This is a genomic window from Rhizobium sp. PvP014 (assembly GCF_017876855.1).
Classification (GTDB): domain Bacteria; phylum Pseudomonadota; class Alphaproteobacteria; order Rhizobiales; family Rhizobiaceae; genus Neorhizobium; species Neorhizobium soli.
This window is the reverse complement of record NZ_JAGIOT010000002.1, coordinates 796,536-821,251: the sequence shown is the minus strand read 5'-3', so window position 1 is coordinate 821,251 and position 24,716 is coordinate 796,536. Positions and strand designations below refer to the sequence as shown.

Below are 24,716 nucleotides of genomic sequence, written 5' to 3'. Positions count from 1 at the left end.
ATGACCGGCAACCTGACAATCCGCATCGAAAAATCCATTGCCGCAATCAGCCCACAAAGCTGGTCGCGGCTTTCCGGCGCCTCCAAGGAGGCCGATCCGTTAGGGTCGTCTTCCGTTCCCTACAATCCGTTCCTGTCACATGCCTTCCTGTCCGCACTGGAGGAATCCGGTTCGGCAACGGCAAAAACAGGCTGGCACGGCCAGCATCTCCTGCTGGAAGATGACAAGGGTAAACTGATCGGCGCCGTGCCGGGCTATCTCAAGAGCCATAGTCAGGGCGAATACGTGTTCGACCATGGCTGGGCCGACGCCTTCGAGCGCGCCGGCGGCCGTTACTACCCCAAACTGCAGTGTGCGGTCCCATTTACACCCGCGACCGGTCCGCGCCTTCTTGTTGCCTCGGGCTATGATCGCGACATGGTACAGACCACGCTTGCGGAAGGTCTCCAGGAAGTGACACGGCAGCTCGGCATATCGTCTGCGCATGTCACCTTCGTGCCGGATGATGAAGTCATCGCTTTCGAAGAGGCTGAATATCTGCACCGAACCGACAAGCAGTTCCACTTCATCAACGACGGTTATGCCGATCACGATGCGTTTCTGGAAACGCTCGCGTCTCGCAAGCGCAAGGCGTTGAAGAAGGAACGGCGAGCCGCGCTCGAGAACGGTATCACGATCGACTGGCTGACAGGCACGGACCTGACCGAGGACATCTGGGACCAGTTCTACACGTTCTACATGGATACGGGCGGGCGCAAATGGGGCCGGCCGTATCTTACCCGTGCCTTCTATTCGCTGATCGGCGAACGCATGGCAGACGACATTCTTCTGGTCATGGCGAAGCGCGAAGGGCGATACGTCGCGGGTGCGATCAACTTCATTGGCGGCGACGCGCTTTACGGGCGCCACTGGGGCTGTATCGAAGACCATCCCTTCCTGCATTTCGAGGTGTGCTACCATCAGGCGATCGACTATGCGCTTGCCCATGGGCTAAAGCGGGTCGAGGCGGGCGCACAGGGCGAGCACAAGCTTGCGCGCGGTTACCTGCCCGTCACCACCCACTCGATGCATTACATCGCCCATCCCGGCCTTCGCAGCGCGATTGCTGACTACCTGAAGCGAGAGCGGGAGGATGTGGAATACATGAACGAGTACCTCTCCGAGCACAGCCCTTTCCGCAAGGGTGAACGGCAAGAACAAGACTGAGCAGCAGAAAGGGAGACGCCACCGATGACCGGTCACGACTACGATCCGAACAACATCTTCGCCAAGATCCTCAAAGGCGAAATTCCCTGCCACCGCGTCTACGAGGACGACGACACGCTCGCCTTCATGGATGTGATGCCGCAGACGCCGGGTCACGTTCTGGTGGTTCCGAAAGCGCCCTCACGCAACCTGCTGGATGCGGATGCGGCCGTGCTTTCGAAGGTCATTCCGGTGGTGCAGAAGCTGGCGCGGGCCGTCAAGGATGCGTTTGATGCTGATGGAATTACCATCACGCAGTTCAACGAAGCGCCGGCCGGCCAAACCGTCTTTCACCTGCATTTCCACGTCATTCCGCGCTACGAGAATCAGCCGTTGAAGCCGCATACGGGCAAGATGGAGGACAAGGAAGTCCTCGCTGCCAATGCCGAGAAGATCATCGGCGAACTTGGGTTCTGATCAGGGTTGAAGCAGGAGTAGTCCTGCGACGAGAATGGCGATCGGTGTCAGCACGCCGATCGCGACCCGCTTGCCGGTCAGGAGAAACACGGCAAAGCCGATACCAGCCGCCGCAAGCCTGAGCCAGAGGGGCGAGAGCGCCAGTGTTCCCGTCGGGAATACGATCAGCTTTGCCGTCACCGCCATGACCAATGCCGTGGCAACCGCCCTCACCCAGTAGAGCGTCTCGGAATCCTCTTTCAGCCGGTGGCCTGCGATCACACCGAGCCAGCGCCAGATATCGGTTGCGAGAAAACCCGCGACAGCGATGACGATATAGGTCCAGTACCCATCGAACATCATGCGGCACCCCGATCAGATCCGCGCTTGCGGCGATAGCGGTCGATCAGGTAGGCCACCGTGCCACCGCCGATCCCAGCCAGAAGCACGTCGAACTGCGGCGCTACCAGCGCCAGCGCCGGTCCTGAGACGATGCCGATCACGAAGGCGATCCGGACGACCGGCTGCGCGGCACTCGCCCAGATCGAGGATATGAAATAGACCGGGGTCAGCATGAACAAGGCACCCGCCACAACAGGCGGAAACTGAGACACGACACCAAAGCTGACGCCGACGATCAACGCATTGGTGCAGGTCAGCGTGATGCCAAAACCTGCAAAGAAGGCAACCCGGCGCTCTCTCGGCACATGGCGGAGATTGAGGCTCGCAAAGACCCAGGACGTGATGGCGATGAAATGCGAGAGAAACAGGAGAACCGGCAGCGGTGTCTTCTTCGTGCGCATCTCCGGCATGATCGACGCCACCATCGGCATCATCCGGATCGACGACAGCGTCACGGCCAGGAAGGACGCGGCGATGTTGGCGCCGCCCAACATCGAACCCACCAGGATCATCTGTGCCGGCAGGGCCCAGATACCGAGCGTCATCGCGACAGCCTGACCTCGTGTCAGGCCGGCTTCGACCGCAAATGCGCTGAAACCGACATAGGACGTCATCAGGATCAGAGCCGGCAAGGAGAAGATGCCGCGCATGCCCTTAAGAAACCACGCAAGGCCGCTGCGCTCGGAGCTTTCGGTGGTCATTGGCATGCCCGTAAATGGTTGACGTTACGGGACCTACAAAAACGACGATGCCGGGACAAGCCCGGCATCGATTTCTCGGATGGAAAAGAGCGCTACTTGCTCTTTGGAACGCGTGGAACGGTGCTACCCTTGCGGGGCGCGGACTTTGCCGGAGCTTCCTCGGCAATCACGTCGCCGTCGTCGACGACATTTGCCTTGGCGGAACCGCCGTCCTTGTCCTTGGCCTTCGGCGCAGACTTCTTCGAAGGCTTTGACTTCGTCGTCTTGGCCTTGATCTCGTCGGCAGCCTCTTCCACTTCCGCTTCAGGCTTTGGCTTTACCCGGGCCGTTTCCGAAATGGACTCCAGAAGAAGACCGTCGGTGCCATCGTCCTTTTTGCCGGCCGTGACGCGGACGATGCCACCCTTGCGAAGCTTGCCAAAGAGGATCTCGTTGGCGAGCGGCTTCTTGATGTATTCCTGGATCACGCGAGACAGAGGTCTTGCGCCCATCTTCTCGTCATAACCCTTTTCCGCCAGCCAGGCGATCGCGTCCTCATGCAGATCGAACGTCACGTTACGCTCCGACAGCTGGCTTTCCAGCTGCATCACGAACTTTTGGACGACCTGGTGGATAACCGTGGTCGGCAGCGGTGCGAACGGAATGATCGCATCGAGACGGTTGCGGAATTCCGGTGTGAACAGGCGATTGATCGCCTCCTCATCTTCGCCGGTGCGTCTTGATGATCCAAAGCCGATCGCAGACTTGGCCATCTCGGATGCACCCGCATTCGTCGTCATGATCAAGATGACGTTGCGGAAGTCGATTTTCTTGCCGTTGTGATCGGTCAGCGATCCATGGTCCATCACCTGCAACAGGATGTTGTAGATATCCGGATGCGCCTTCTCGATTTCGTCGAGCAGAACCACGCTGTGCGGGTGCTGATCAACACCATCGGTCAGGAGACCGCCCTGGTCGAAGCCGACATAGCCGGGAGGTGCGCCAAGCAGTCGCGAGACCGTGTGGCGTTCCATATATTCCGACATGTCGAAACGCAGCATCTCGACGCCGAGCGAGGCGGCAAGCTGCTTTGCGACTTCGGTCTTGCCGACGCCGGTTGGACCGGAGAAGACATAGGAGCCGATCGGCTTGTTCGGCTCGCGCAGACCTGCACGTGCCAGCTTGATCGCCGTCGACAGCGCGTCGATCGCGACGTCCTGGCCGTATACGACGGAACGCAGTTCCTTCTCGAGGTTGGCGAGAACCATCTCGTCATCCTTGGAAACCGTTTTCGCCGGGATGCGGGCCATCGTGGCGATTGTCGCCTCGATTTCCTTTTCCGTGATCAGCTTGCGACGCTTGGAAGCGGGCAGCAGCATCTGGGCTGCACCGGTCTCGTCGATCACGTCGATCGCCTTGTCCGGCAGCTTGCGGTCGGAGATATACCGTGCTGACAGTTCCACCGCCGACTTGATCGCGTCGTTGGTGTAGCGCAGCTTGTGATACTCTTCGAAATACGGCTTCAAGCCCTTCATGATTTCGATCGCATCATCGATCGACGGCTCATTGACGTCGATTTTCTGGAAGCGTCGAACCAGAGCCCGGTCCTTTTCGAAGAACTGGCGGTATTCCTTGTAGGTCGTCGAACCGATGCAGCGGATCTGGCCAGAGGACAGAGCCGGCTTCAGCAGGTTGGACGCATCCATGGCACCGCCCGACGTTGCACCCGCACCGATGACGGTGTGGATTTCGTCGATGAACAGGACAGCACCTGGAAAATCTTCCAGTTCCTTGACGACCTGCTTCAGACGTTCCTCGAAGTCGCCGCGATAGCGGGTGCCTGCAAGCAGGGTGCCCATATCGAGCGAGAAGATCGTGGCATCGGCCAGCGCTTCGGGCACCTTGCCCTCGACGATGCGCTTTGCCAGTCCCTCGGCGATCGCAGTTTTGCCAACGCCCGGATCGCCCACGTAAAGCGGGTTGTTCTTGGAGCGGCGGCACAGGACCTGGATCGTGCGGTTGACCTCGGAATGACGACCGATCAACGGATCGATACGGCCATTCTTGGCCTTTTCGTTCAGATTGACACAGTATGCCTTGAGGGCATCCTGCTGCTTCTTGCCGGGACCTTCCTCCTCGTTGCGCGAAACAGGCTTGGCGTCTGAATCGGGCTCATCAGCACCACGCGGGGTCCGGGCCTGGGAGGAACCCGGACGCTTGCCGATGCCGTGAGAGATATAGTTGACCGCGTCGTAGCGGGTCATTTCCTGCTCCTGCAGGAAGAAGGCTGCGTGGCTCTCACGTTCTGCGAAGATTGCGACGAGCACGTTTGCTCCGGTCACTTCTTCACGACCGGAGGATTGGACGTGGATCACAGCGCGCTGGATGACGCGTTGAAAGCCGGATGTCGGTTTGGAGTCCTCGTCATAGCCTGTCACCAGGTTTGCGAGTTCATTGTCGACATATTCAGACACGGTTTTGCGGAGCGTATCCAGGTTGACGCTGCATGCTCCCATGACCGCCGCCGCATCGGCGTCGTCGATCAACGCCAGAAGCAGATGTTCGAGTGTGGCATATTCGTGATGCCGCTCGTTCGCGAAGGTCAGTGCCTGGTGCAGAGCCTTTTCAAGACTAGGCGAAAATGTTGGCACGTCGGGTTCCTCACTTCTTTTCCATGACACATTGCAGCGGATGCTGGTGTTGCCGGGCGAAGTCCATGACCTGGGACACCTTGGTTTCCGCTACTTCATAGGTGAAAATTCCGCATTCTCCGACGCCATGGTTATGGACGTGGAGCATGATAATCGTTGCCGCATCGCGGTCCTTCTGGAAAAAACGCTCCAGAATATGGATGACGAACTCCATTGGCGTGTAGTCGTCATTCAGAAGGAGAACGCGGTACAGGTTAGGCCGTTTGGTTTTCGGTTTCGTTCGCGTGATGACGGAGGTTCCGCGGCCCGCGTTGTCTCCGTCGCCGTTCTTTTCATTTTCCATCAAGATCGGCAGTGCGATCATCGTCTTTCATTCCCTAGTCATCCAGCGGCGGTATAGCGAACAACCGGTCGACAGGACTTCAGTCTTGCTAAAGGTAGTTCTTTGGGAAAGGATTTTAAGCCCCCTTTCCCGCTGTGCAATCACTATTCCGCCGAGAGGGGCTCACGACGAGCCAAAAGTACCACATTCGGCAACTCAAATTCTGCCGCCATACTGACCCAAAAGGCGGGCGGCATCATGGCCATAGCCTCAGACGCTGCAGCTTCATGCGTACGGATCCGACGCGCGAACGGCGATCGCCTGTCGCTCAAAATTCCGTCGAAGAGTAGATGCTAATGAAGCTTGCATGCTCGAGGCTTACGTCCAAAACAAAAGAGGCCCACGAAGGGCCTCTCGACAACTTTCTTAAAAACCAGTCGGATCCTGCGATCAAAGATCGACGTCAAGGATCGCCATGGAGAAATTGTAGGAACGCTCGCCATCTTCGTCATCCAGATAGACGACGCCGAGAAATTCATCACCAAGATAGACTTCGGCAGAATCGTTCTTGCGGGGACGCGCCTTGACGACGATCTGGGGGTTCAGAAGGCGCTTGAAATAGTCGTCGATCTTCTTGATTTCGTCGGGGTTCACGATCTTCTCCGTCAGATTTTGCGATCAAATCGATGCGCTTTTGGCACGGGAGAAAGGCGAAAGTAAAGCCGCCGTTCTCTACACCGCACGACCCTGCCCCGAGTTTTCCTGGAACAAGTAGGTCCGGGCGCGGACTAGTCCTCGGCGCGCAGAAGCTGGTCCATCAGGCGTGCCGGCTCGGAGCAACCCGCGGTCCCGACGACCTTTGCCGGAACACCGGCGACGGTGGATTTCTCCGGAACAGCTTTGAGGACGACGGAGCCCGCCGCCACACGCGAGCAGGCACCAACCTCGATATTGCCGAGGATCTTTGCGCCTGCGCCGATCAGCACGCCGTTGCCGATCTTTGGGTGACGATCTGCGCCCTCCTTACCGGTGCCACCGAGAGTGACCCCATGCAGGATGGAGACATTGTCCCCGATGATCGCGGTTTCGCCGACGACAAGCCCGGTCGCGTGGTCGAGGAAGATCCCCTTACCGATCTGAGCCGCCGGATTGATGTCTGTCTGGAAGACACTTGAGGCGCGGCTTTGCAGATAGAGCGCGAAGTCGCGACGGCCGCGGTAAAACAGCCAGTGCGCCAAGCGATGCGTCTGGATGGCGTGAAATCCCTTGAAGTAGAGGACTGGCTCGACGAAACGCAGGCAGGCAGGGTCGCGGTCATAGACGGCCTGGATATCGACGCGCAGAATAGCACCCCAATCCGGCCATTCGTCCAGCATTTCCATGAATGTCTGCCGCAGCAGGACGGCCTGCAGATCGGGATGATCGAGCCGTTCGCAGATCCGATGAACGACGCATTCTTCCAGCGAACGGTGGTTCAGGACGGTTGAATAGAGGAAGGCGGCCAGCAACGGGTCCTGGTCGATTGCGACCCGTGCTTCCTGCCGCAGCGTGTCCCATATGGGGTCGACGCTAGCGACACTATCGGTCTGGCGAATGTCCTCGGTCTGGCGAACTTCGGTTCTCGCGGCCATGGCCGTCTCCTCTTTGGCGTAAGCCACGATATATAGATTAGATTTACGACAACACCAACGCCGGCGAAATCGCATTTCGTTGATCGTTAATTCAAGGAAACATGAAGTCTTGCCAATCCGTGGCGGAGCCGGGCTCAGGCCTGCGCCGCGTAAAACTCCAGTACCGCTTTCTTGAAAACTCTGTCGCCGACCGCAAGCATGTGGTCACGACCGGGAATATCGAGCGCTGTCGCATTCGGCATCAGATCGGCCAGATCCTGCGGTGAACCCGCGATATCGTCCTTCGTCCCAACGCCGATCAGCGTGGGAACGTCGATCTTGCCCATATCGCTGCGTTCGACCAGATCGCGCGAACCGCGGATACAGGCGGCGAGTGCCTGCTTGTCGCTTTTCGTCTGGTCGGCAAAGGCGCGGAACATACGGCCGCGATCATGGCTGACGCTCTCAAGCGAGGGCGCCAAGAGCGCATCCGCGATCGGATCCCAGTCACCGACCCCGTCCGTCATGCCGATTCCGAGACCGCCGAGCACCAGCGACCGGACCCTGTCCGGATCGTTGAGCGCTGCAAACACCGAGATGCGCGCGCCCATCGAATAGCCGAACAGATGCGCTGCCGGGATGCGCAGGTGATCGAGCAGAGCAACCGAATCCGCTGCCATCACCCAAGGGCGATAGGCGTCCGGATCGGTCGGCTTGTCACTGCCGCCATGGCCGCGGTTGTCCATGGCGATCACCCTGTAACCGGCATCGCCGAGCGTCTTCACCCATCCCGGATGCACCCAGTTCACCGTCGCGCTGGAAGCGAAACCGTGGATGAGCAGGACAGGATCGCCTGCCGGATTCCCCTCATCCAAATAGGAGAGGCTCAGTCCGTCATGGCTGAAGGTGGAAAAGGCCGGGGCATTGAGGTTCATCTGGGATATCCTGTTTTGGCGGCGGACCATAAGATATCGGTGCTTGCGATTGAACCCTGAAAGACACCTCGCATCGCGGTTTTTGCACTACACTTTTGAATGCGGCGGCGGTAATGTCCGCGCCAAATCAGACGTGCCCTATTGTACGCATTGGAGACGACCATGGCCGGCCACAGCATTCCCCATTTCCAGAACGACGGCGGTTTCCCGTCGATCCAGATCGGCGTGAAGGAATTCATGTGCACTGGTGCATCCGTTCCTTACGATCATCCGCACATCTTTATCGACATGGGCGACGAAGTCGAAAAAGTCTGCTCCTACTGTTCCACTCTGTACAAATACAACCCTACCCTGAAGGCCGAACAGACCGACCCTCCGGGCTGCGTCTTCAACGTCAAGGCCGCCTGATCGGCAGCCAGAAATGGCTGTCGAGACAGTAGCGATCGTGGGTGCGGGCATGGCGGGTCTCACCGCTGCGCTCGCGTTTGCGCGCCATGGCATCACCTGCGACATCTTCGAGCAGGCGCCTTCCCTTCAGGAAGTCGGCGCTGGGCTCCAGCTGTCGCCGAACGCTTCGCGCGTGCTGAGCAAGCTTGGCGTACTCGGCGATCTGGAACGGTTGTGGACAGAACCTGACGAAGTGCAGCTCGTTTCGGGCCGTTCGCTGCAGCGGCGAGCCTATGTGCCATCCGGCCGGTTCGCCCGCGAGCGGTGGGGATCGCCCTATGGCGTCCTCCATAGGGCAACGCTGCAAGACGCGCTTCTCCACGCCGTGAACGCCAACCCGCTCTGCACGCTTCGGCTGGGCTCGAAGATTGGGAGCGCCGTTCGAGACGAACTGGCGGAGATCTCCGGACGCCACCATGACCTGATCGTCGCCGCAGATGGAGTCTGGTCTGGCATTCGCTCCGCAATTTCCAAAAATCCGGAAGCCGTTTTTTCCAACAGTGTCGCCTGGCGCTTCATGGTTTCCAAGAGCGCGGCACCTTCCTGGCTGAAGCCGAATGCCGTCAGTGCATTTCTCGGACCTTCGGCACACATTGTGGCCTATCCGCTCAAGGAGAAGGATAGTTTCAACATCGTCGCCATCGCGTCCGGCGGCAACACCGGCAATTGCTGGAATACGGAAGCGAGCGCCGCCCAGAAAGACCTGCTGCTGCGTCATTTCAAGGGGTGGCATCCGAGCATAGCCGAAACACTGGCCGCATCCGACAAGCCGACCTTCTGGCCGCTCTATCAGGTGACACCGGGCCGTTGGCACAATGGCCGCGATCTTGTTCTGATCGGCGACGCCGCCCATGCGATGCTGCCCTTTGCGGCCCAAGGCGCGGCGATGGCGATCGAAGACGCGTTCATCCTGGCAAACCGCGTGGCCGCCCTGCCCTCGCTCACACAGGCGCTATCAGCCTACGAGACCGAACGGGCCGGTCGCGTCGCCAAGGTGCGAGCACGCGGGGAATTCAACCGCTTTGCCTATCATGCGCGCGGCCCGCTGAAGCTCGGTCGCAACTTCGTTCTCTCAATGCGTCCGCCGCAATCGCTCGCGGCGGATCTGGATTGGCTCTACGGTTTCGACGCCGGGTAGCGTCGAGGTTGAGCGATCAGACCGCGGCCGCCGCGGCAAACCCCGCTTCAAGATCTTTCTTGAGATCAGGCACGTCTTCGAGACCGATCTGAAGCCTGATGACCGGACCTTCAGTCGGCTGCGTGCGGATGGTGCGGTCTGACAGATTGACCACGAGAGCAAGGCTCTCATATCCGCCCCAGGAGTAACCGAGGCCGAAAAAGCTCAGGGCATCGAGGAAGGCGTGCGCCTTGGCCTTCGCCCTCTCAGGCTCGGCCTGCAGCACGAAGGAGAAGATCCCGCTCGATCCCTTGAAGTCACGCTTCCAGATCTCGTGGCCAGGAAAGCTTGGCAATGCTGGGTGCAGGACGCGCGCAACGCCGTCGCGGCCTTCCAGCCACTGGGCGATTTCAAGGGCGCTTTTTTGATGCTGGTCCAGCCGCAGACCCATCGTTCTCAAGCCACGCAGGATCAGATAGGAATCTTCCGGCGCACCGCAGATGCCCATTGCAATCCGCGCCGCCTCGAGTGCCGGAAAATGCTTCGCATTGGCCGACACCGAACCCATGACGATATCCGAATGCCCCGACGGGTACTTCGTGGTCGCATGGATCGAAACGTCGGCGCCGAAGTCGAGCGGACGAAAATAAAGCGGTGTCGCCCAGGTGTTGTCCAGCGTCACCACGACGTCTGCGGAATAGGCGTGCACAGCGTCCGTGATTGCGCGGATGTCCTGCATCTCGAACGTATTCGAGCCGGGCGCTTCCGTATGAACGAGTTTGGTGTTCGGCCTCATCAGCTTGGTGATGTCTGCCCCGATCTCCGGATCATAGTACTCGACGTCGATCCCCAGTCTCGTGAGCATCGTGTCACAGAAAGTCCGGCAGGGCGTGTAGACCGAGTCGACGATCAGCGCGTGATCGCCAGATGACAGGTAAGCCAGGAACGGGATTGAGATCGCAGCCAGTCCCGATGGAACGAGGATCGTACCCGCAGAACCCTCGAGTTGGTCGAACGCAGCGCACAGGGCGTCCGTCGTCGGGGTCGCGCGGGTTCCATAGGTGTATGGCTGGCTGCGCTTTTCCATCGCTTCGGCATTCGGGAAAAGGACCGTGGAACCTTTGACGACAGGCGGGTTGACGAAGCCATGATACGCGCGTGGATCGTTTCCGATATGCGCAAGGCGCGTATTCTGACCCGCTTCGTCGATCAGTTTATCTTTCTGGGACATGTCCGGAATGCACTTTCGTTGACAATGGCGCCAGTTTTGCCGCCGCCCTCCAGGCTGGTCAACCCCGCTGCTCAATTCCCAGTACCGGTGCAATATTAGCATGCTCGTTCGGTATAAAAACCGGCACAACTCGCACACGACTTGAGCATTTGCCCAGCGCGTAGGCGGTAAAGTCTAATACACCGTAATTTGGACGCAATTTGAACGAGTGGCCCTTGACCCTGCCTTCGTTTCCGAATGAGATATAAACACCCGCGCCGGGAGGTCAGCGGGGGACCGGTCGTATTCATAAAATCAGGGGAACGGCCTGTGTCGAGAGATCACACAAAACAACAGATAAGGTTGGGAAAATGAAAAAGACGCTTTTGTCTGCCGCGTTTGGCGCAGCGGTCCTTGGCTTTGCCTCGGCAGCTTCCGCGGCCACGCTTGATGATGTCAAGGCGAAGGGCTTCGTTCAGTGCGGCGTCAACACCGGTCTGGCCGGCTTCGCGCAGCCGGATTCGGCCGGCGCTTGGAAAGGCTTCGACGTCGATTTCTGCAAGGCCGTCGCAGCTGCGGTTTTCGGTGATGCAACGAAGGTGAAGTACACGCCGACCACGGCCCAGAGCCGCTTCACGGCACTGCAGTCGGGTGAAGTCGACGTGCTCGCACGTAACACCACCTGGACCATCAGCCGCGATACCGCGCTCGGTTTCAACTTCCGCTACGTCAACTACTACGACGGCCAGGGCTTCATGGTTCCGAAGAGCCTGAACGTGAAGTCGGCGCTTGAACTGTCCGGCGCTGCCGTCTGCGTTCAGTCGGGCACGACAACCGAACTCAACCTCGCCGACTACTTCAAGTCCAACAACCTCCAGTACAACCCGGTCGTCTTCGAAAAGCTCGAAGAAGTAAACGCCGCCTACCAGGCCGGCCGTTGCGACGTCTACACGACGGACCAGTCGGGCCTTTATGCAACGCGTCTCGCGCTGTCGAACCCTGACGAACACGTCATTCTTCCGGAAATCATCTCCAAGGAGCCGCTTGGCCCAGCCGTTCGCCAGGGCGACGACAAGTGGTTCGATATCGTTTCGTGGACAGGCTACGCCCTGGTTCAGGCCGAAGAATTCGGCATCACCCAGGCCAATATCGACGAGATGAAGAACTCGACCAACCCGGATATCCGCCGCTTCCTCGGCACCGAGAAGGACACCAAGGTCGGTACCGATCTCGGCCTGACCAACGAATGGGCCTACAACATCGTCAAGGGCGTCGGCAACTACGGCGACGTCTTCGAGCGCAATATCGGTTCCGGCAGCCCGCTGAAGATCGCACGTGGCCTGAATGCTCTGTGGAGCAAGGGTGGCCTGCAGTTCGCACCGCCGATCCGTTAATCGACTGATAGACTGACGTCTCGCAGGGTGGCTCCGTCCGCCCTGCTAGACATTCTCCACGATCAATAAGAATCAAAAACAATAAGGGCCCACAACGGGTCACAGGGGATTGGCAAAGCATGACGGACAACTCGATCCGTGCGCCTGCAACCAAGCGCGCGTCCACGTCACTCATTTACGATCCAAAAGCGCGGAGCATCTTCTTCCAAGTGCTGACGCTGGTCATTCTCGTTGCGCTCGTCTGGTCGATCGCACACAATGTCAGTGTCAATCTTGCCCGCAGCAACACCGCCACAGGATTTGGCTTCCTCGCTGGTCGCTCAGGCTTCGATATCGGGCAATCCCTGATCGCCTACACGAGCGACTCGACCTATGGCAGGGCGATCCTGGTCGGCTTCCTGAACACGATGATGGTCGCCGTCACCGGCATCATCACGGCAACCATCGTCGGCTTCATCATCGGTATCGGTCGCCTGTCGAAAAACTGGCTGATCGCCAAGCTCTGCACCGTCTATGTCGAGGTGTTCAGAAACATTCCGCCGCTGCTGGTCATTTTCTTCTGGTATTCCGGCGTTCTCGCCATTCTGCCGCAGCCGCGTGATGCTATCCAGGGCCCGCTCTCGACCTTCCTCAGCAACCGTGGCCTCACCTTTCCGGCAACGATCTGGGGCGAAGGCGCGTGGATCCTTCCGGTTGCCATTCTCGTCGGCATCGTTGTCGCGTTCGTCTTCCGCACGTGGTCGGTCAAGCGCCAGATGGCAACCGGGCAGCAATTGCCCAACGGCTGGATCTCCGCCGCCATCATCATCGGTCTGCCGCTTCTCGGATTCATCGCCATGGGTTCGCCGCTGACCTTCGACTATCCCGTCGAAGGTCGTTTCAATCTTTCCGGCGGCGCCAATATTCGTCCGGAATTCGTGGCTCTCTATCTGGCGCTTTCGCTCTACACGGCAGCGTTTATTGCGGAAATCATCCGAGCCGGCATCAAGGGCGTCGGCAAGGGACAGACGGAAGCCGCCGCTGCACTCGGCGTCCAGCCGGGCAAGATCACCAGACTGGTTGTCGTACCGCAGGCTTTCCGCATCATCATTCCACCGCTGACAAGCCAGTATCTCAACCTGACCAAAAACTCGTCTCTCGGCGTTGCGATCGGGTTTCCCGAGCTGTTTTCGACCGGAAGCACCTCACTCAACCAGACCGGTCAGGCTGTCGAGATGATCACGATCATGCTCACCATCTATCTCAGCATCAGCATCGCGACATCGCTGTTCATGAACTGGTTCAACGCCAAGATGGCTCTGGTGGAGAGATAAGACATGTCTACACACAAGCTCTCTTACGTTCGCAATGACATGATCGCGCCGGAACCGCCGCCGGTCAGCGCCAGTTCGGCAAGTGGCTGGATCCGGACCAATCTCCTGGCAACGCCAAAGGATGTGGTGCTGACCATCGTCGCCATCGCATTGCTGGCTTTCGCCTTGCCCGGCATCATCAACTGGCTGTTCATCAATGCAAGCTGGGTCGGTGCCGATCGCTCGGTCTGCGCCACCGTCGTCCAGGGCGGCACCCAGCCGGATGGCTGGAAAGGCGCATGCTGGGCGTTTGTCGGTGACCGGTTCCAGCAGTTCATGTTCGGCCGCTACCCGATCGAGGAGCGCTGGCGCGTCATGCTGGTCGGGTTCATGCTGATCGTGCTGCTCGTGCCTCTCCTCATTCCGAAACTGCCGTACAAGGCGCTGAACGCCGTTCTGCTGTTTCTCGTCTACCCGGTCGTCTCGTTCTTCCTCATGCATGGCAATGTTCTTGGCCTGCAGCGGGTCGAGACCCCGCTCTGGGGCGGCATGATGGTGACGCTGATCCTCTCCTTCGTCGGCATCGCGGTCTCTTTCCCCGTCGGCATCCTTTTGGCGCTCGGACGGCGTTCCAACATGCGCGTATTGAAGACGCTCTGCGTCGTCTTCATCGAGGTGATCCGCGGCGTACCGCTTGTCATGGTTCTCTTCATGGCAAACGTGATGCTGCCGCTGTTCCTGCCCACCGGCTGGAGCATCGACAACTTCCTGCGCGCCGTGATCGGTGTGTCGCTGTTTGCCTCCGCCTATATGGCGGAAGTCATTCGTGGCGGCCTGCAGGCTATTCCGAAAGGTCAGGGCGAAGGTGCCGATTCGCTCGGGCTCAGCTACTGGCAGAAAACCCGCCTGATCGTCCTTCCACAGGCGATCAAGCTCGTGATCCCTGGCATCGTCAACACCTTCATCGGGCTGTTCAAGGATACGTCGCTCGTTGCCATCATCGGCATGTTCGACCTCCTGAACATCATCCGGCTCAACTTTACCGATACGACCTGGATCACGCCCATGACGCCGCTTACCGGCCTCGTGTTCGCTGGTCTTATCTACTGGATTTTCTGCTTCGGCATGTCACGCTATTCCGCCTTTATGGAACGGCATCTCGATACCGGCCACAAGCGATAACAAGGGGAAAAACAATGGCTGACGCCCAACCCAAAAACCTCACCGTCTCCTCCACGGATGTCGCTGTCGAGATCATCGGCATGAACAAGTGGTATGGCGATTTTCACGTGCTGCGCGACATCAATCTCAAGGTGATGAAAGGCGAACGCATCGTCATCGCCGGGCCGTCAGGCTCCGGAAAATCGACGATGATCCGCTGTATCAACCGCCTCGAGGAACATCAGTCGGGCAGCATTGTCGTCGACAATATCGAACTCACCAACGATCTGAAAAAGATCGACGAAGTGCGGCGAGAAGTCGGCATGGTGTTCCAGCACTTCAACCTCTTCCCGCACCTGACGATCCTTGAGAACTGCACGCTTGCACCGATCTGGGTTCGCAAGATGCCGAAGAAGGAAGCCGAGGAAGTGGCGATGCACTACCTCAAGCGTGTCAAGATCCCGGAACAGGCCCTTAAGTATCCGGGCCAGCTCTCCGGCGGTCAGCAGCAGCGCGTGGCGATTGCCCGATCGCTGTGCATGAAGCCGAAGATCATGCTGTTCGATGAACCGACCTCGGCTCTCGATCCTGAAATGGTCAAGGAAGTGCTCGATACGATGGTTGGCCTTGCCGAAGAAGGCATGACCATGATGTGCGTCACCCATGAAATGGGCTTTGCCCGCCAGGTCGCCAACCGGGTGATCTTCATGGACCAGGGACAGATCGTGGAAGAGAATTCGCCGGCGGAGTTCTTCGACAATCCGCAGCACGAGCGCACCAGACTGTTCCTTAGCCAGATCCTGCACTAGGCAGACTGCGCCGACGGGAATGACCTGCAAAAGAAAAGGGGCGCCGCGAGCGCCCCTTTTCCGTTTCCCGTCGAAACAATCGTCAGGGCGCCATCACCACTGGAATGAATAGCGGGCATTGACGCTGGTTACTGCTGCGGTCGCGTCCGAATAGCGATCGACGGAGCCGCTGAGTGTCAGGCTGTCACCCAGTTTCTGCTCGAGTCCCAGCCCCGCGCCGCCGATGCGAAACGTATCGATCGCCGTTGCGCGGACGACCACGGCTGTGCCCGTGTTTGCCCGGGACAGCCTGAGGGTCTGGTTGGCGTCGAGGCCACTCCAGTCCTGATTGAGCCCGTCGTAGCGCATGACATAGCTCGCATTGCGCTCGACATCGATCGTCGACGTGACGATCTGCGTTTGGTGGTAGTTCATGCTGACGGCGGCCGTTTCGGCCAATCCGTCGTAATCGATCCCGATCTTGCGTTCGACCTCGTAAGCGGGCCTCTGGATCGACTTCATCTTCATGCTGCCCCACAGCCGAAGCGGCGTGTTCATCGACCCGTCCTTCTTCGCATCGACACCGACGTTGAAGCCCGCCTCGGGCTCCAGCTCTGTCGGCAACCTGAAGCCGAGCTTGACGGAATAGCTTCTGTCCGAATTCTTGACGGGCTGCCAGATCAGCGGCCTGTCCGCCGCATGGGCGCTGGATGCCAAAAACGGGCCAACCGCAAAGATTGCCGCAAACAGCGCGACGCCGCCGGCCAATAGACTTCTGTTCATTTGATCCCCACTCGAAGGCTCAAGACAATGTTGAGGCGCGAGCGACCGCGAGGTCACCTGGAAAACCCGTTTCAATGCGATGGAGGCGAGTTTGTCAGACCCAATGGTCCGTTTTCGCCACGTGCCTTCCCCTGCCGATGCAACGGAACTGACCGCCGCGAATATACCCTTGAATGAGGCAGCTTCGAATCGATTTTGCGGCTGAAATGCGATTGCGGGATCACGATCAGTTTCCCGAAGATGTGAACTCCCGCTGTTGCTGCGTCGCAACATGACGTGGTGAGGCTGGGTACGCGGAGGAATGAATGGTAGGTCCTACCCCAATGCAACGCTCTGGCACCACGAGTACCGGTGGCAGCATGCTAGGCCCGGTTTGGTCATGAGCACGCGTTATCCTACAATGAAAGGATCAAGTTCGACCGGATCGCCGGCGGGCGATGAGCACACGTGGGGATTCACGAAAACCACTTCTTAACCATTCAGAACTCACATTAGCCAATAGGAACATATTAACCGATCCTGTTAACGCAACACTCTTTTGACGTTCGGTAAAAGAACAACACGTAGGGACGCCTTGTCCCACGGCACGAATCAAGGAGGATTTGCATGTCGGTTTTTGCACGCTTTATGAAGGACGAGTCTGGCGCCACTGCCATCGAATACGGGCTCATCGCCGCTCTTATCTCTGTCGCGCTGATCGCTGGTGCACAGACGCTCGGCGGTGCACTAAGCACGCAATTCACGAACCTCAGCAAGAAGTTGAACTGCGGCGGCGCTGCTACCACTTGCTGATCGCTGGCATTGCGAGATGCAATCAAGTCGGGTCATGAGGTAACGTCGTTGCACGATTGGCCCGCAGGTATTCTCACTCAAGTATTCGCCTGAGGTCTTCACTCCAGGTTAACATCCAGATCGTACCCAAAAGCTCGGACGCCATCTCTTGGTTCCAGCACTCAACTCGCCGAACAATGGGACCTCCATTGTTCGGTTTTTTTGTTGCCGTCACGCCAGAGATTCTTGGTCTCTATATCCAGCTCCGAAGCAGCGCTTTGCTCAAGGCGATATTCCTCCGCTCAAGCGGCAGTCGCAATTTTTTGGGAGATGGTTTTGGCGACCCCTGCAGGATTCGAACCTGCGACCACCTGCTTAGAAGGCAGGTGCTCTATCCAGCTGAGCTAAGGGGCCTGCTAAGACGCTTCTAACAGAACGCAGACAGGAAGTCAGTGCGTCCAGGGCTGCGAGCGATTGAAGCGGAAATTGTCGGTGTAGGAAGCAGCTTGACGCGCAGGTTCTTTCGGCTGGACGACGCGGTATTCGATGCCTTCACGCTTGGCGTAGGCTTCGGCAAGTTCCTGACTTTCAAAGGTCAGGCGCACCTGCTGCTTCATGTCTCCGGAAGATGTATAGCCAAGGATCGGATCGATCCGGCGTGGCTCTTCCTGGTCGAATTCGAGGAGCCAGAGATGCGTCTTGGCTTTGCCAGATTGCATTGCAGTTTTTGCGGGACGATAGATCTTGGCCGTCATGAACTGAAACATCCGACTTTTGCTAGCGTGACGCTTCGGCAACTGCTGAGCGCGACGCTCTTTTGAAGGCAATGGTCGGAGTGGAGAGATTCGAACTCCCGACCCTCTGGTCCCAAACCAGATGCGCTACCAGACTGCGCTACACTCCGTTCCTTACAAGAATGCGAGATACACGGTTCCCTACCAGCCCGCAACTGCAAAAAGTGGATTTTCCCAATTGTTCGAACTGTCTAGCGAACTAACTGTGGGAAAGCGGCCAAACACCTATCCTGCGTTGCCGATCCGTTTGGAAACCACCTTGTCACCAACCTTGATTCCGAGCGCTTTCGTCCGACCGGCATTCAGTTCGAGGACAAATTTTACCGGTCCCCGCGAATCGATCACGTCACGAGAGTAAGGAACCGCATTTTCGCGGATATGAGAGACCGTCCCGTCGCCCTCGATAAACAGCATATCGAGCGGCAGGATGGTGTTTTCCATCCACATGGAAACACGGCGTGTCTCGCCGAAGTCGAACAGCATGCCGTGATCGTCAGGCATTTCCTTGCGGTACATCAGGCCCTGCGAGCGCTGCTGGTCCGTCAGAGCGAGCTCAATCACAAAGGCATGGGTCTTGCCCGCTGCCGTGCGGATCGACAGCTCGTCCTTTGGAAAGATGACCTGCTGGGCTGCGGCAGCGTAGGCGACAAACAGAAAAAGCGCCGCAAGGGCGCCTTTTGCAAAGGGCGTGATCCGCCCGAATGACTGCATTCTCAACATCAATGTGACCGGCTTACAGGGTTGGGATTGTCGGGATGAATTTCGGCTGCCATCAAGCCCTTGTCGCCAGGTCCGAACCGGACCAGAACGGTCTGGCCGGGACGGAGCTCTGTCAGTCCGTAGCGGCGCAGCGTTTCCATGTGGACGAAGATATCTTCGGTCCCCTCACCGCGGCTCAGGAATCCAAAGCCCTTGGTGCGGTTGAACCATTTCACCAGTGCCCGTTCCAGGCCGCTCGTTGGCGTGACCTGAACATGGGTGCGAACCGGCGGCAACTGCGAGGGATGAACTGCGGTCGACTGATCCATGGAAAGAATGCGGAAGGCCTGATAGCCGCGGTCGCGCTTCTGGATCATCGCGACGATACGGGTTCCTTCAAGGATGGTCTGGTATCCATCGCGCCTCAGGCAGGTCACATGCAGAAGCACATCCTGCATACCGTTGTCGGGCACAATGAAGCCGAACCCCTTCGCAACATCGAACCACTTGACCACACCCGTAATTTCGATGAGCTCGACCGGATCGCCCGCGAATTCCTCGTATTCGGCTACGCCTTTCAACGATATCCTGTCTGCCATATCCTATCGGCCCCTCGATTACGCGTTACGACATGACGGTGGAAGTGATTCTTCGCGCCTAGATTAACATCCCGTTAACCCTCCAGTGCAAGTCCCCGTCTGGACTTTATCAGCATCTTTCTACGGCTGACGGCTTGCCCCAGGCTTGCTGACCTCCTGCAATGCACCATATCCGCTCGACAGTTTGCCAACGACATCGCGGAGCTTGCGACACATGCGCTATCTACACACAATGGTTCGGGTCAAGGATCTCGACGCGTCTTTCCATTTCTACAAGACACTGATGGGTTTGGAGGAGATCCGCCGCATCGAAAATGACAAGGGCCGCTTCACGCTGGTCTTTCTGGCTGCACGCGACGACGTTTCGCAGGCTAAGGAAAATATGGCGCCGTGCATCGAGCTTACCTACAATTGGGACAGCGAGGATTACACGGGCGGACGCAATTTCGGCCACCTCGCCTATGAGGTCGACGACGTCTATGCATTCTGCCAGCACCTGCAGGACAATGGCATCGTGATCAACCGTCCGCCTCGCGAAGGTCGGATGGCCTTCGTACTTTCGCCGGACGGCATTTCCTTCGAGATCCTGCAGAAGGGCGACAACCTGCCGGTCGCCGAGCCGTGGGCATCGATGCCGAATACCGGCAGCTGGTAATCGAGGCTTGCGTCGGCCTGACCAAGGCCAACGCCCCTCTCTTGCCGAGCGAAACAGGACACGTGATGCTCATCTCCATGATTCGCGACAGAGTGTCCGCGACGCACATGAAGGGCATACCGTGCCGGTTTCGCCAGCAAGATCGATCTCAAGGCCGAGTTTTCCGCTCCTCGCAGTGGCGATAGCAGCTTTAATGATGACCAGTTGCTCGATGACCCGCAAGGTTGCCGACGCCGAACCGGTGTCCGCAGAGGCAGTGGCCGCGGAACAACCGGACGGCGCAGCTAAACCGCTTGCCAAAGGCGGCACGAGCGGCGCCAGCCTCTATGTCGATCCCCTCGTCTCTACGAAGGCGCAACAGGCCAAATCCACGCCAGCAGCAACGTCTGCTGCGCCGGGCGCCAACGCTGACCCAGGCGCGTTCCCCCCTGCGCCGGAGCAGCCGTCGAACTCCATCGCTGGGCTCGTCACGCAACCGACTGGCGTGCGCGCGAGCAGCTACAGCATCTTTTCGTCCAACGCATCGCCATTCCCATCGGCAACGACGGTACCTGCTGCTGCTGCTGACGGGCAGACAGCCGTCGCCGCTCCGGCCGGCGGCATCAATGCAGCACATGGCAGCGTCTTCACCCCCCGCCAGCCGCTGCCGGACCCGTCACAACAGGCGCAGCTCTAACCATAAGCCTTAAGCAGGAGCGAAAAGAGCGAGTTGGTCAAATCGGATAAGCCGCTGATTTCGCATGGCTTTACGCTTACCGAAGCCGCAGTTTCCGCGCATCTAATTTTTCGCAAAAAACATCGTTTTTGCGCTTGCGGTAACGAAATCACGCCTCTATAAGGGCGCTCACTGTACGCGCCCTTCGTCTATCGGTTAGGACGTCAGATTTTCATTCTGAAAAGAGGGGTTCGACTCCCCTAGGGCGTACCAGTACCTTCCTTCAAACTGTTGATTATGCACATGAACCTCTAAGTTTTCTTGGAGCATCCCGCCGCGCAATTTTCTCTGTTTATCTTCCGAAAAATACCGTTTTTTGGCTTGTCTGTTTGAAAAAGCGTCCCTATAAGACGCTCCTGTACGCGCCCTTCGTCTATCGGTTAGGACGTCAGATTTTCATTCTGAAAAGAGGGGTTCGACTCCCCTAGGGCGTACCACTTCCCCCTTCTTCCATATCGTCAGGCTTGTTCGCTCGCGCGTTTTCCCGCGGCACGCCTTGGCTTGGATTATTTCATTTAAAAACAGAGAAATATCGATTTTCCTACTTGCCGGATCGGGCAAGCCTGACTATACGAGCGCTCACTGTACGCGCCCTTCGTCTATCGGTTAGGACGTCAGATTTTCATTCTGAAAAGAGGGGTTCGACTCCCCTAGGGCGTACCAGTTTCCCCTTCTGCCAATCCCTGATTTTACATTGCGGCTTTCACCGCGACTCGACCGCGTCGAGAAGCCTGAGCTGGATCCGTCGATTTCCCTGCCACTGGTCGGCCGTGAGGCATCCCGCGGCATGGATCTGCTTTCCGCGGGAGTTGAGCAGCATCTGGCCGAGCGGCGTTTCGGCCGCCCTGAACGCAATCCCGTCCAGACGCGTGCCATCGAGTGATTCCAGCGTGATCTTCACATGCGCGGTGCCGACAAGCCGCACGTCTCTCAGACGATGGGCGGGAATGGCAAAGACGGGCTGCGCGTGGCCAGACCCGTAGGGACCCGCAAGTTCCAGCTGGTCGAACAGCGCAATCGTGGCCCCTGATGCCGATAATGCGCCATCGATCTTCAGCACGTGGTTGGCAACAAGCGCCGGAACGCCCTCAGCCGCCACTTCCTCGAAATAGGCGCGCAGCTTGCCGAGGTTGGCGCGCTCGACGGTCAGTCCCGCCGCCATGGCGTGACCGCCACCTTTTAGCAGAAGCCCTGATTCGACTGCGCCGCGAACCATCCGGCCCATGTCGAAACCGTTGATCGAACGGCCGGAACCGGTGCCCTTGCCGGACGGGTCGAAAGCGATCGCGAAGGCAGGCCGACGGAATTTCTCCTTCAGTCTCGCAGCCAGAAGACCGACGATGCCCGGATGCCATTTCTCATGCGCCGTGACGATGACGGACGCGCCCTCGGCGTCACCGTATTCGCCAAGAACTTCGGCTTCGGCTTCCGCCAGCATGGCGGCTTCCATGGCCTGCCGCTCGCGGTTCAGATCGTCCAACCGGCCGGCAATTTCCTCCGCCTTGATATCGTCTTCCAATGTCAGCAAGCGGCTGCCGAGTGCTGCATCGCCGATTCGCCCGCCGGCATTGATACGTGGGCCGATCATGAAGCCGAAATGATAGGGCGTCACCGGTCCGCCAAGACCCGCCTTTCGAAACAACGCCGTGAGTCCCGGATTGACCATGTGACGGGCGGCGATCAGCCCCTTCACCACGTAGGCCCGGTTCAGCCCCTTTAGTGGCACGACATCGCAGACGGTTGCCAGCGCCACCAGATCCAGCAGACCGAGCAGATCGAGAGACTGTGCGCGGCTATCGCCACCTTCGCGCAACTGCTTCAGGGTCGCGACCATGACCAGAAACACGACTCCCGCCGCGCAGAGATGCCCCTGCCCCGAGAGATCGTCCTGGCGGTTGGGATTGACGAGCGCCACACAGGGCGGCAGCACGTGACCGACCTGGTGGTGGTCGATGACAACCACATCGCAGCCCTCGTCCCTGGCCGCTGTCAGCGCGTCCAGGCTCGTCGAGCCGCAGTCGACCGTGACGATCAGCTGCGCGCCGTTCGCCACCAGTTGACGGATCGCATTGGGGTTCGGTCCGTAGCCTTCGAAGATGCGATCCGGAATATAGATCTCGGCCTCGACACCGAAATGCGTCAGGAAACGATAGAGCAACGCGGAAGAGGCCGCGCCATCCACATCGTAATCGCCGAAGATCGCAACCCGCTCCCGTCGGTTGATCGCCGCAACCAGTCTTGCTGCAGCCTTGTCGCAATCCGTCAGCGTCAACGGATCGGGCATCAGTGACCGGATGGTCGGATCAAGGAAGGCCGGGGCATCGTCGAGCGTCACGCCGCGGCCGGCAAGCACGCGGGCGACCAGTTCGGGAATGCCATGGATCTGGCTGATGGCGAGCGCACGGTTCTGCGCCGCCTGGTCGAGCCGCGATACCCACCGCTGGCCACTAACCGATTGCTCGACGTTTAGAAAAGCGCGGGGCACGGGATCGACTGGAGACGTCGTCTGGGAAAGGCTGCTGGCGATTGATGTGGTCGATTGGGTGGTCATGCAGCCGTTTTAGCGCATCGGCGCATCTACAGTAATCTGTTTTCGGCAAAGGACGTGGCCTCGGCGAAAAAACACCGGGGCCAGTCTAGTGCGGCTCGACGGCTGCGTGGGTCACATGTCCTTGGGACGTTCGATGCGGATCACTTGCGGCTCGCCGACCAGATAGCTCTCGGCCTTGATGGCATCGACTGCCTTGCGGACCGAATTCTCCATCGTCGCATGCGTGACGAGGATGATCGTCTTCGACATCGCCGACGAATCGGGCTTCGAGCGCTGGACGATCGATTCGAGCGAGATGGCGTTCTCGGCCATGCGGGCAGCGATCGAGGCGAAGACGCCGGTCCGGTCGGCAACGGTCAGCCGGATGAAATAACCACCTTCGTGGCTCTGCATCTGGGCGCGCTTGTAAGGTGCCAGCGAAGCCGCCGGTGTGCCGAGAACCGGAACCTGCTGCGCGCCCGGGCGGCTCTTGGCGATGTCGGCGATATCGCCGAGCACCGAGGATGCCGTTGCATTGCCGCCCGCACCCGGGCCGACCATCAGCAGTTCGCCGAGGATGTCGGATTCGATCGCCACGGCATTCGTCACGCCATCGACCTGCGCGATAACCGAATCACGGGGCACCATGGTCGGGTGAACGCGCTGCTCGATGCCTGTTTCGGTGCGCTGCGCGACGCCGAGAAGCTTGATGCGGTAGCCGAGATCGGCGGCCGCGTGGATATCGTCGATAGAGATATTGGTGATGCCTTCGAGATAGATCTCGTCGGGCGCGATCTGGGTCCCGAACGCAAGCGTCGTCAGGATTGCCAGCTTGTGTGCCGTGTCGTTGCCCTCGATATCGAAGGCCGGATCGGCTTCGGCATAGCCCAGCCGCTGCGCTTCCTTGAGGCAGTCGGCAAAGGACAGGCCCTCCTTCTCCATCCGGGTCAGGATGTAATTGCAGGTGCCGTTCATGATGCCGTAGACACGCGAAATCGTGTTGCCGGTCAGGGACTCGCGAAGGGCCTTGATGACCGGGATACCACCGGCAACGGCCGCCTCGAAATTGAGGAGTGCGCCGTTTTCTTCGGCGATCCTTGCGAGTTCGACGCCGGATGCGGCGAGCAGCGCCTTGTTGGCTGTCACCACGTGGAGACCGCGCCGCAAGGCTGCGCGCACGGAGTCAGCAGCCGCCCCTTCGGCACCGCCCATCAGTTCCACGAACACGTCGATCTCAGCGTTTGCTGCCAGTTCTTCGGCGCTGTCGAACCAGGTCACGGCAGAGATATCGATCCCGCGGTCGCGGGTGCGGTCTCTCGCCGTCACGGCGGCAATCTCGATCGGGCGTCCGCAGGTGACCGCGAGTTCGTTGGCACGGGTCTGGATGATGCGAACGAGCGAGGCACCGACAGTGCCAAGACCCGCAATGCCGACTCTGAGGGCATCTGCCATGATAGTTTTCCTGGTATTTTGGGAGACTAGTATTTGGGAGAATGGGGCGGTCGAACGGCCGCCCCTCA

The 24,716-nt window shown here is 59.0% G+C and carries 25 protein-coding genes and 5 tRNA genes; 14 read left to right on the top strand and 16 right to left on the bottom strand.

Annotation, left to right across the window (positions count from 1 at the left end):
• Window positions 1-1,206 (top strand): GNAT family N-acetyltransferase, encoded by a 1,206-nt coding sequence (locus J3A65_RS08645; RefSeq protein ID WP_209900730.1) that lies wholly within the window; start codon window positions 1-3, stop codon window positions 1,204-1,206.
• 24 nt (window positions 1,207-1,230) lie between these two features.
• Entirely contained in the window at window positions 1,231-1,662 is a 432-nt protein-coding gene (locus J3A65_RS08640) for an HIT family protein (protein WP_062580407.1), read from the top strand.
• On the opposite strand, the gene J3A65_RS08635 is transcribed toward J3A65_RS08640, so the two are convergent.
• The 7 genes from J3A65_RS08635 to J3A65_RS08605 all read right to left on the bottom strand — a co-directional run bounded on the left by J3A65_RS08635 (window position 1,663) and on the right by J3A65_RS08605 (window position 8,241).
• Window positions 1,663-2,004 (bottom strand): AzlD domain-containing protein, encoded by a 342-nt coding sequence (locus J3A65_RS08635; RefSeq protein ID WP_062457341.1) that lies wholly within the window; start codon window positions 2,002-2,004, stop codon window positions 1,663-1,665.
• Window positions 2,001-2,744: an AzlC family ABC transporter permease gene (locus J3A65_RS08630; protein ID WP_092662170.1), complete on the bottom strand. Its 744-nt coding sequence runs from the start codon at window positions 2,742-2,744 to the stop codon at window positions 2,001-2,003. Before J3A65_RS08630 ends, J3A65_RS08635 begins: the two co-directional genes overlap by 4 nt.
• 92 nt (window positions 2,745-2,836) lie before the next feature.
• A complete protein-coding gene (gene clpA / locus J3A65_RS08625; RefSeq protein ID WP_209900728.1) occupies window positions 2,837-5,374 on the bottom strand; it encodes an ATP-dependent Clp protease ATP-binding subunit ClpA in 2,538 nt (845 codons plus the stop codon).
• A gap of 10 nt (window positions 5,375-5,384) precedes the next feature.
• Window positions 5,385-5,738, bottom strand: coding sequence for an ATP-dependent Clp protease adapter ClpS (gene clpS, locus J3A65_RS08620; protein ID WP_062457349.1), 354 nt, complete (start codon window positions 5,736-5,738; stop codon window positions 5,385-5,387).
• 408 nt (window positions 5,739-6,146) lie between these two features.
• Complete coding sequence (locus J3A65_RS08615; RefSeq protein WP_062457352.1) at window positions 6,147-6,350, bottom strand: DUF3126 family protein; 204 nt, start codon at window positions 6,348-6,350, stop codon at window positions 6,147-6,149.
• A gap of 134 nt (window positions 6,351-6,484) precedes the next feature.
• Window positions 6,485-7,327 (bottom strand): serine O-acetyltransferase, encoded by an 843-nt coding sequence (cysE, locus tag J3A65_RS08610; RefSeq protein ID WP_092662168.1) that lies wholly within the window; start codon window positions 7,325-7,327, stop codon window positions 6,485-6,487.
• 134 nt (window positions 7,328-7,461) lie between these two features.
• Entirely contained in the window at window positions 7,462-8,241 is a 780-nt protein-coding gene (locus J3A65_RS08605) for an alpha/beta hydrolase (RefSeq protein ID WP_092662166.1), read from the bottom strand.
• A 162-nt stretch (window positions 8,242-8,403) separates the two neighbouring features.
• Between J3A65_RS08605 and J3A65_RS08600 the strand changes: the two genes are divergently transcribed.
• Together J3A65_RS08600 and J3A65_RS08595 are read left to right on the top strand one after the other, a co-directional pair.
• Window positions 8,404-8,649, top strand: coding sequence for a zinc-finger domain-containing protein (locus J3A65_RS08600; protein WP_062580399.1), 246 nt, complete (start codon window positions 8,404-8,406; stop codon window positions 8,647-8,649).
• A 13-nt stretch (window positions 8,650-8,662) separates the two neighbouring features.
• Complete coding sequence (locus J3A65_RS08595) at window positions 8,663-9,826, top strand: FAD-dependent monooxygenase (RefSeq protein WP_209900726.1); 1,164 nt, start codon at window positions 8,663-8,665, stop codon at window positions 9,824-9,826.
• Between the two features lie 16 nt (window positions 9,827-9,842).
• On the opposite strand, the gene J3A65_RS08590 is transcribed toward J3A65_RS08595, so the two are convergent.
• Complete coding sequence (locus J3A65_RS08590; RefSeq protein ID WP_209900724.1) at window positions 9,843-11,036, bottom strand: cystathionine beta-lyase; 1,194 nt, start codon at window positions 11,034-11,036, stop codon at window positions 9,843-9,845.
• A gap of 350 nt (window positions 11,037-11,386) precedes the next feature.
• Between J3A65_RS08590 and J3A65_RS08585 the strand changes: the two genes are divergently transcribed.
• From J3A65_RS08585 to J3A65_RS08570, 4 genes are all read left to right on the top strand, one after another.
• Window positions 11,387-12,409 carry an amino acid ABC transporter substrate-binding protein gene (locus J3A65_RS08585; RefSeq protein WP_062457371.1) on the top strand — a complete coding sequence of 341 codons (1,023 nt, stop codon included), beginning with the start codon at window positions 11,387-11,389 and terminating at the stop codon, window positions 12,407-12,409.
• A 119-nt stretch (window positions 12,410-12,528) separates the two neighbouring features.
• Window positions 12,529-13,722 carry an amino acid ABC transporter permease gene (locus J3A65_RS08580; protein ID WP_062457374.1) on the top strand — a complete coding sequence of 398 codons (1,194 nt, stop codon included), beginning with the start codon at window positions 12,529-12,531 and terminating at the stop codon, window positions 13,720-13,722.
• Window positions 13,723-13,725: 3 nt separating this feature from the next.
• A complete protein-coding gene (locus J3A65_RS08575) occupies window positions 13,726-14,883 on the top strand; it encodes an amino acid ABC transporter permease (RefSeq protein WP_062580393.1) in 1,158 nt (385 codons plus the stop codon).
• Between the two features lie 14 nt (window positions 14,884-14,897).
• A complete protein-coding gene (locus J3A65_RS08570) occupies window positions 14,898-15,671 on the top strand; it encodes an amino acid ABC transporter ATP-binding protein (protein ID WP_209900721.1) in 774 nt (257 codons plus the stop codon).
• Window positions 15,672-15,764: 93 nt separating this feature from the next.
• Here the strand turns inward: J3A65_RS08570 and J3A65_RS08565 are convergent, their stop codons facing one another.
• Window positions 15,765-16,433, bottom strand: coding sequence for a hypothetical protein (locus J3A65_RS08565; protein WP_192086634.1), 669 nt, complete (start codon window positions 16,431-16,433; stop codon window positions 15,765-15,767).
• A 606-nt stretch (window positions 16,434-17,039) separates the two neighbouring features.
• Here J3A65_RS08565 and J3A65_RS08560 point away from each other — a divergent pair.
• Complete coding sequence (locus J3A65_RS08560) at window positions 17,040-17,225, top strand: Flp family type IVb pilin (RefSeq protein WP_062457386.1); 186 nt, start codon at window positions 17,040-17,042, stop codon at window positions 17,223-17,225.
• Between the two features lie 316 nt (window positions 17,226-17,541).
• Here J3A65_RS08560 and J3A65_RS08555 read toward each other — a convergent pair.
• From J3A65_RS08555 to J3A65_RS08535, 5 genes are all read right to left on the bottom strand, one after another.
• Window positions 17,542-17,618, bottom strand: a tRNA-Arg gene (locus J3A65_RS08555).
• Between the two features lie 35 nt (window positions 17,619-17,653).
• Complete coding sequence (locus J3A65_RS08550) at window positions 17,654-17,959, bottom strand: ETC complex I subunit (protein WP_062458113.1); 306 nt, start codon at window positions 17,957-17,959, stop codon at window positions 17,654-17,656.
• Between the two features lie 72 nt (window positions 17,960-18,031).
• Window positions 18,032-18,108, bottom strand: a tRNA-Pro gene (locus J3A65_RS08545).
• A gap of 115 nt (window positions 18,109-18,223) precedes the next feature.
• Window positions 18,224-18,709, bottom strand: coding sequence for a DUF192 domain-containing protein (locus tag J3A65_RS08540; RefSeq protein ID WP_062457420.1), 486 nt, complete (start codon window positions 18,707-18,709; stop codon window positions 18,224-18,226).
• An 8-nt stretch (window positions 18,710-18,717) separates the two neighbouring features.
• Complete coding sequence (locus J3A65_RS08535; RefSeq protein WP_062457423.1) at window positions 18,718-19,296, bottom strand: cold-shock protein; 579 nt, start codon at window positions 19,294-19,296, stop codon at window positions 18,718-18,720.
• Window positions 19,297-19,510: 214 nt separating this feature from the next.
• On the opposite strand from J3A65_RS08535, the gene J3A65_RS08530 reads away from it, so the two are divergent.
• The 5 genes from J3A65_RS08530 to J3A65_RS08510 all read left to right on the top strand — a co-directional run bounded on the left by J3A65_RS08530 (window position 19,511) and on the right by J3A65_RS08510 (window position 21,329).
• Window positions 19,511-19,951 carry a VOC family protein gene (locus J3A65_RS08530; protein WP_209900719.1) on the top strand — a complete coding sequence of 147 codons (441 nt, stop codon included), beginning with the start codon at window positions 19,511-19,513 and terminating at the stop codon, window positions 19,949-19,951.
• Window positions 19,952-20,144: 193 nt separating this feature from the next.
• A complete protein-coding gene (locus tag J3A65_RS08525) occupies window positions 20,145-20,627 on the top strand; it encodes a hypothetical protein (RefSeq protein ID WP_209900718.1) in 483 nt (160 codons plus the stop codon).
• Window positions 20,628-20,804: 177 nt separating this feature from the next.
• Window positions 20,805-20,879: transfer RNA gene (locus tag J3A65_RS08520), tRNA-Glu, on the top strand.
• A 149-nt stretch (window positions 20,880-21,028) separates the two neighbouring features.
• Window positions 21,029-21,103, top strand: a tRNA-Glu gene (locus J3A65_RS08515).
• 151 nt (window positions 21,104-21,254) lie between these two features.
• A tRNA-Glu gene (locus tag J3A65_RS08510) sits at window positions 21,255-21,329 on the top strand.
• Between the two features lie 40 nt (window positions 21,330-21,369).
• Here J3A65_RS08510 and recJ read toward each other — a convergent pair.
• On the bottom strand, window positions 21,370-23,217 hold the full coding sequence (recJ, locus tag J3A65_RS08505) for a single-stranded-DNA-specific exonuclease RecJ (protein WP_209900716.1): 1,848 nt from the start codon (window positions 23,215-23,217) through the stop codon (window positions 21,370-21,372).
• A gap of 111 nt (window positions 23,218-23,328) precedes the next feature.
• Window positions 23,329-24,648: a homoserine dehydrogenase gene (locus tag J3A65_RS08500; protein ID WP_209900714.1), complete on the bottom strand. Its 1,320-nt coding sequence runs from the start codon at window positions 24,646-24,648 to the stop codon at window positions 23,329-23,331.
• Window positions 24,649-24,716 lie beyond the last annotated feature (68 nt).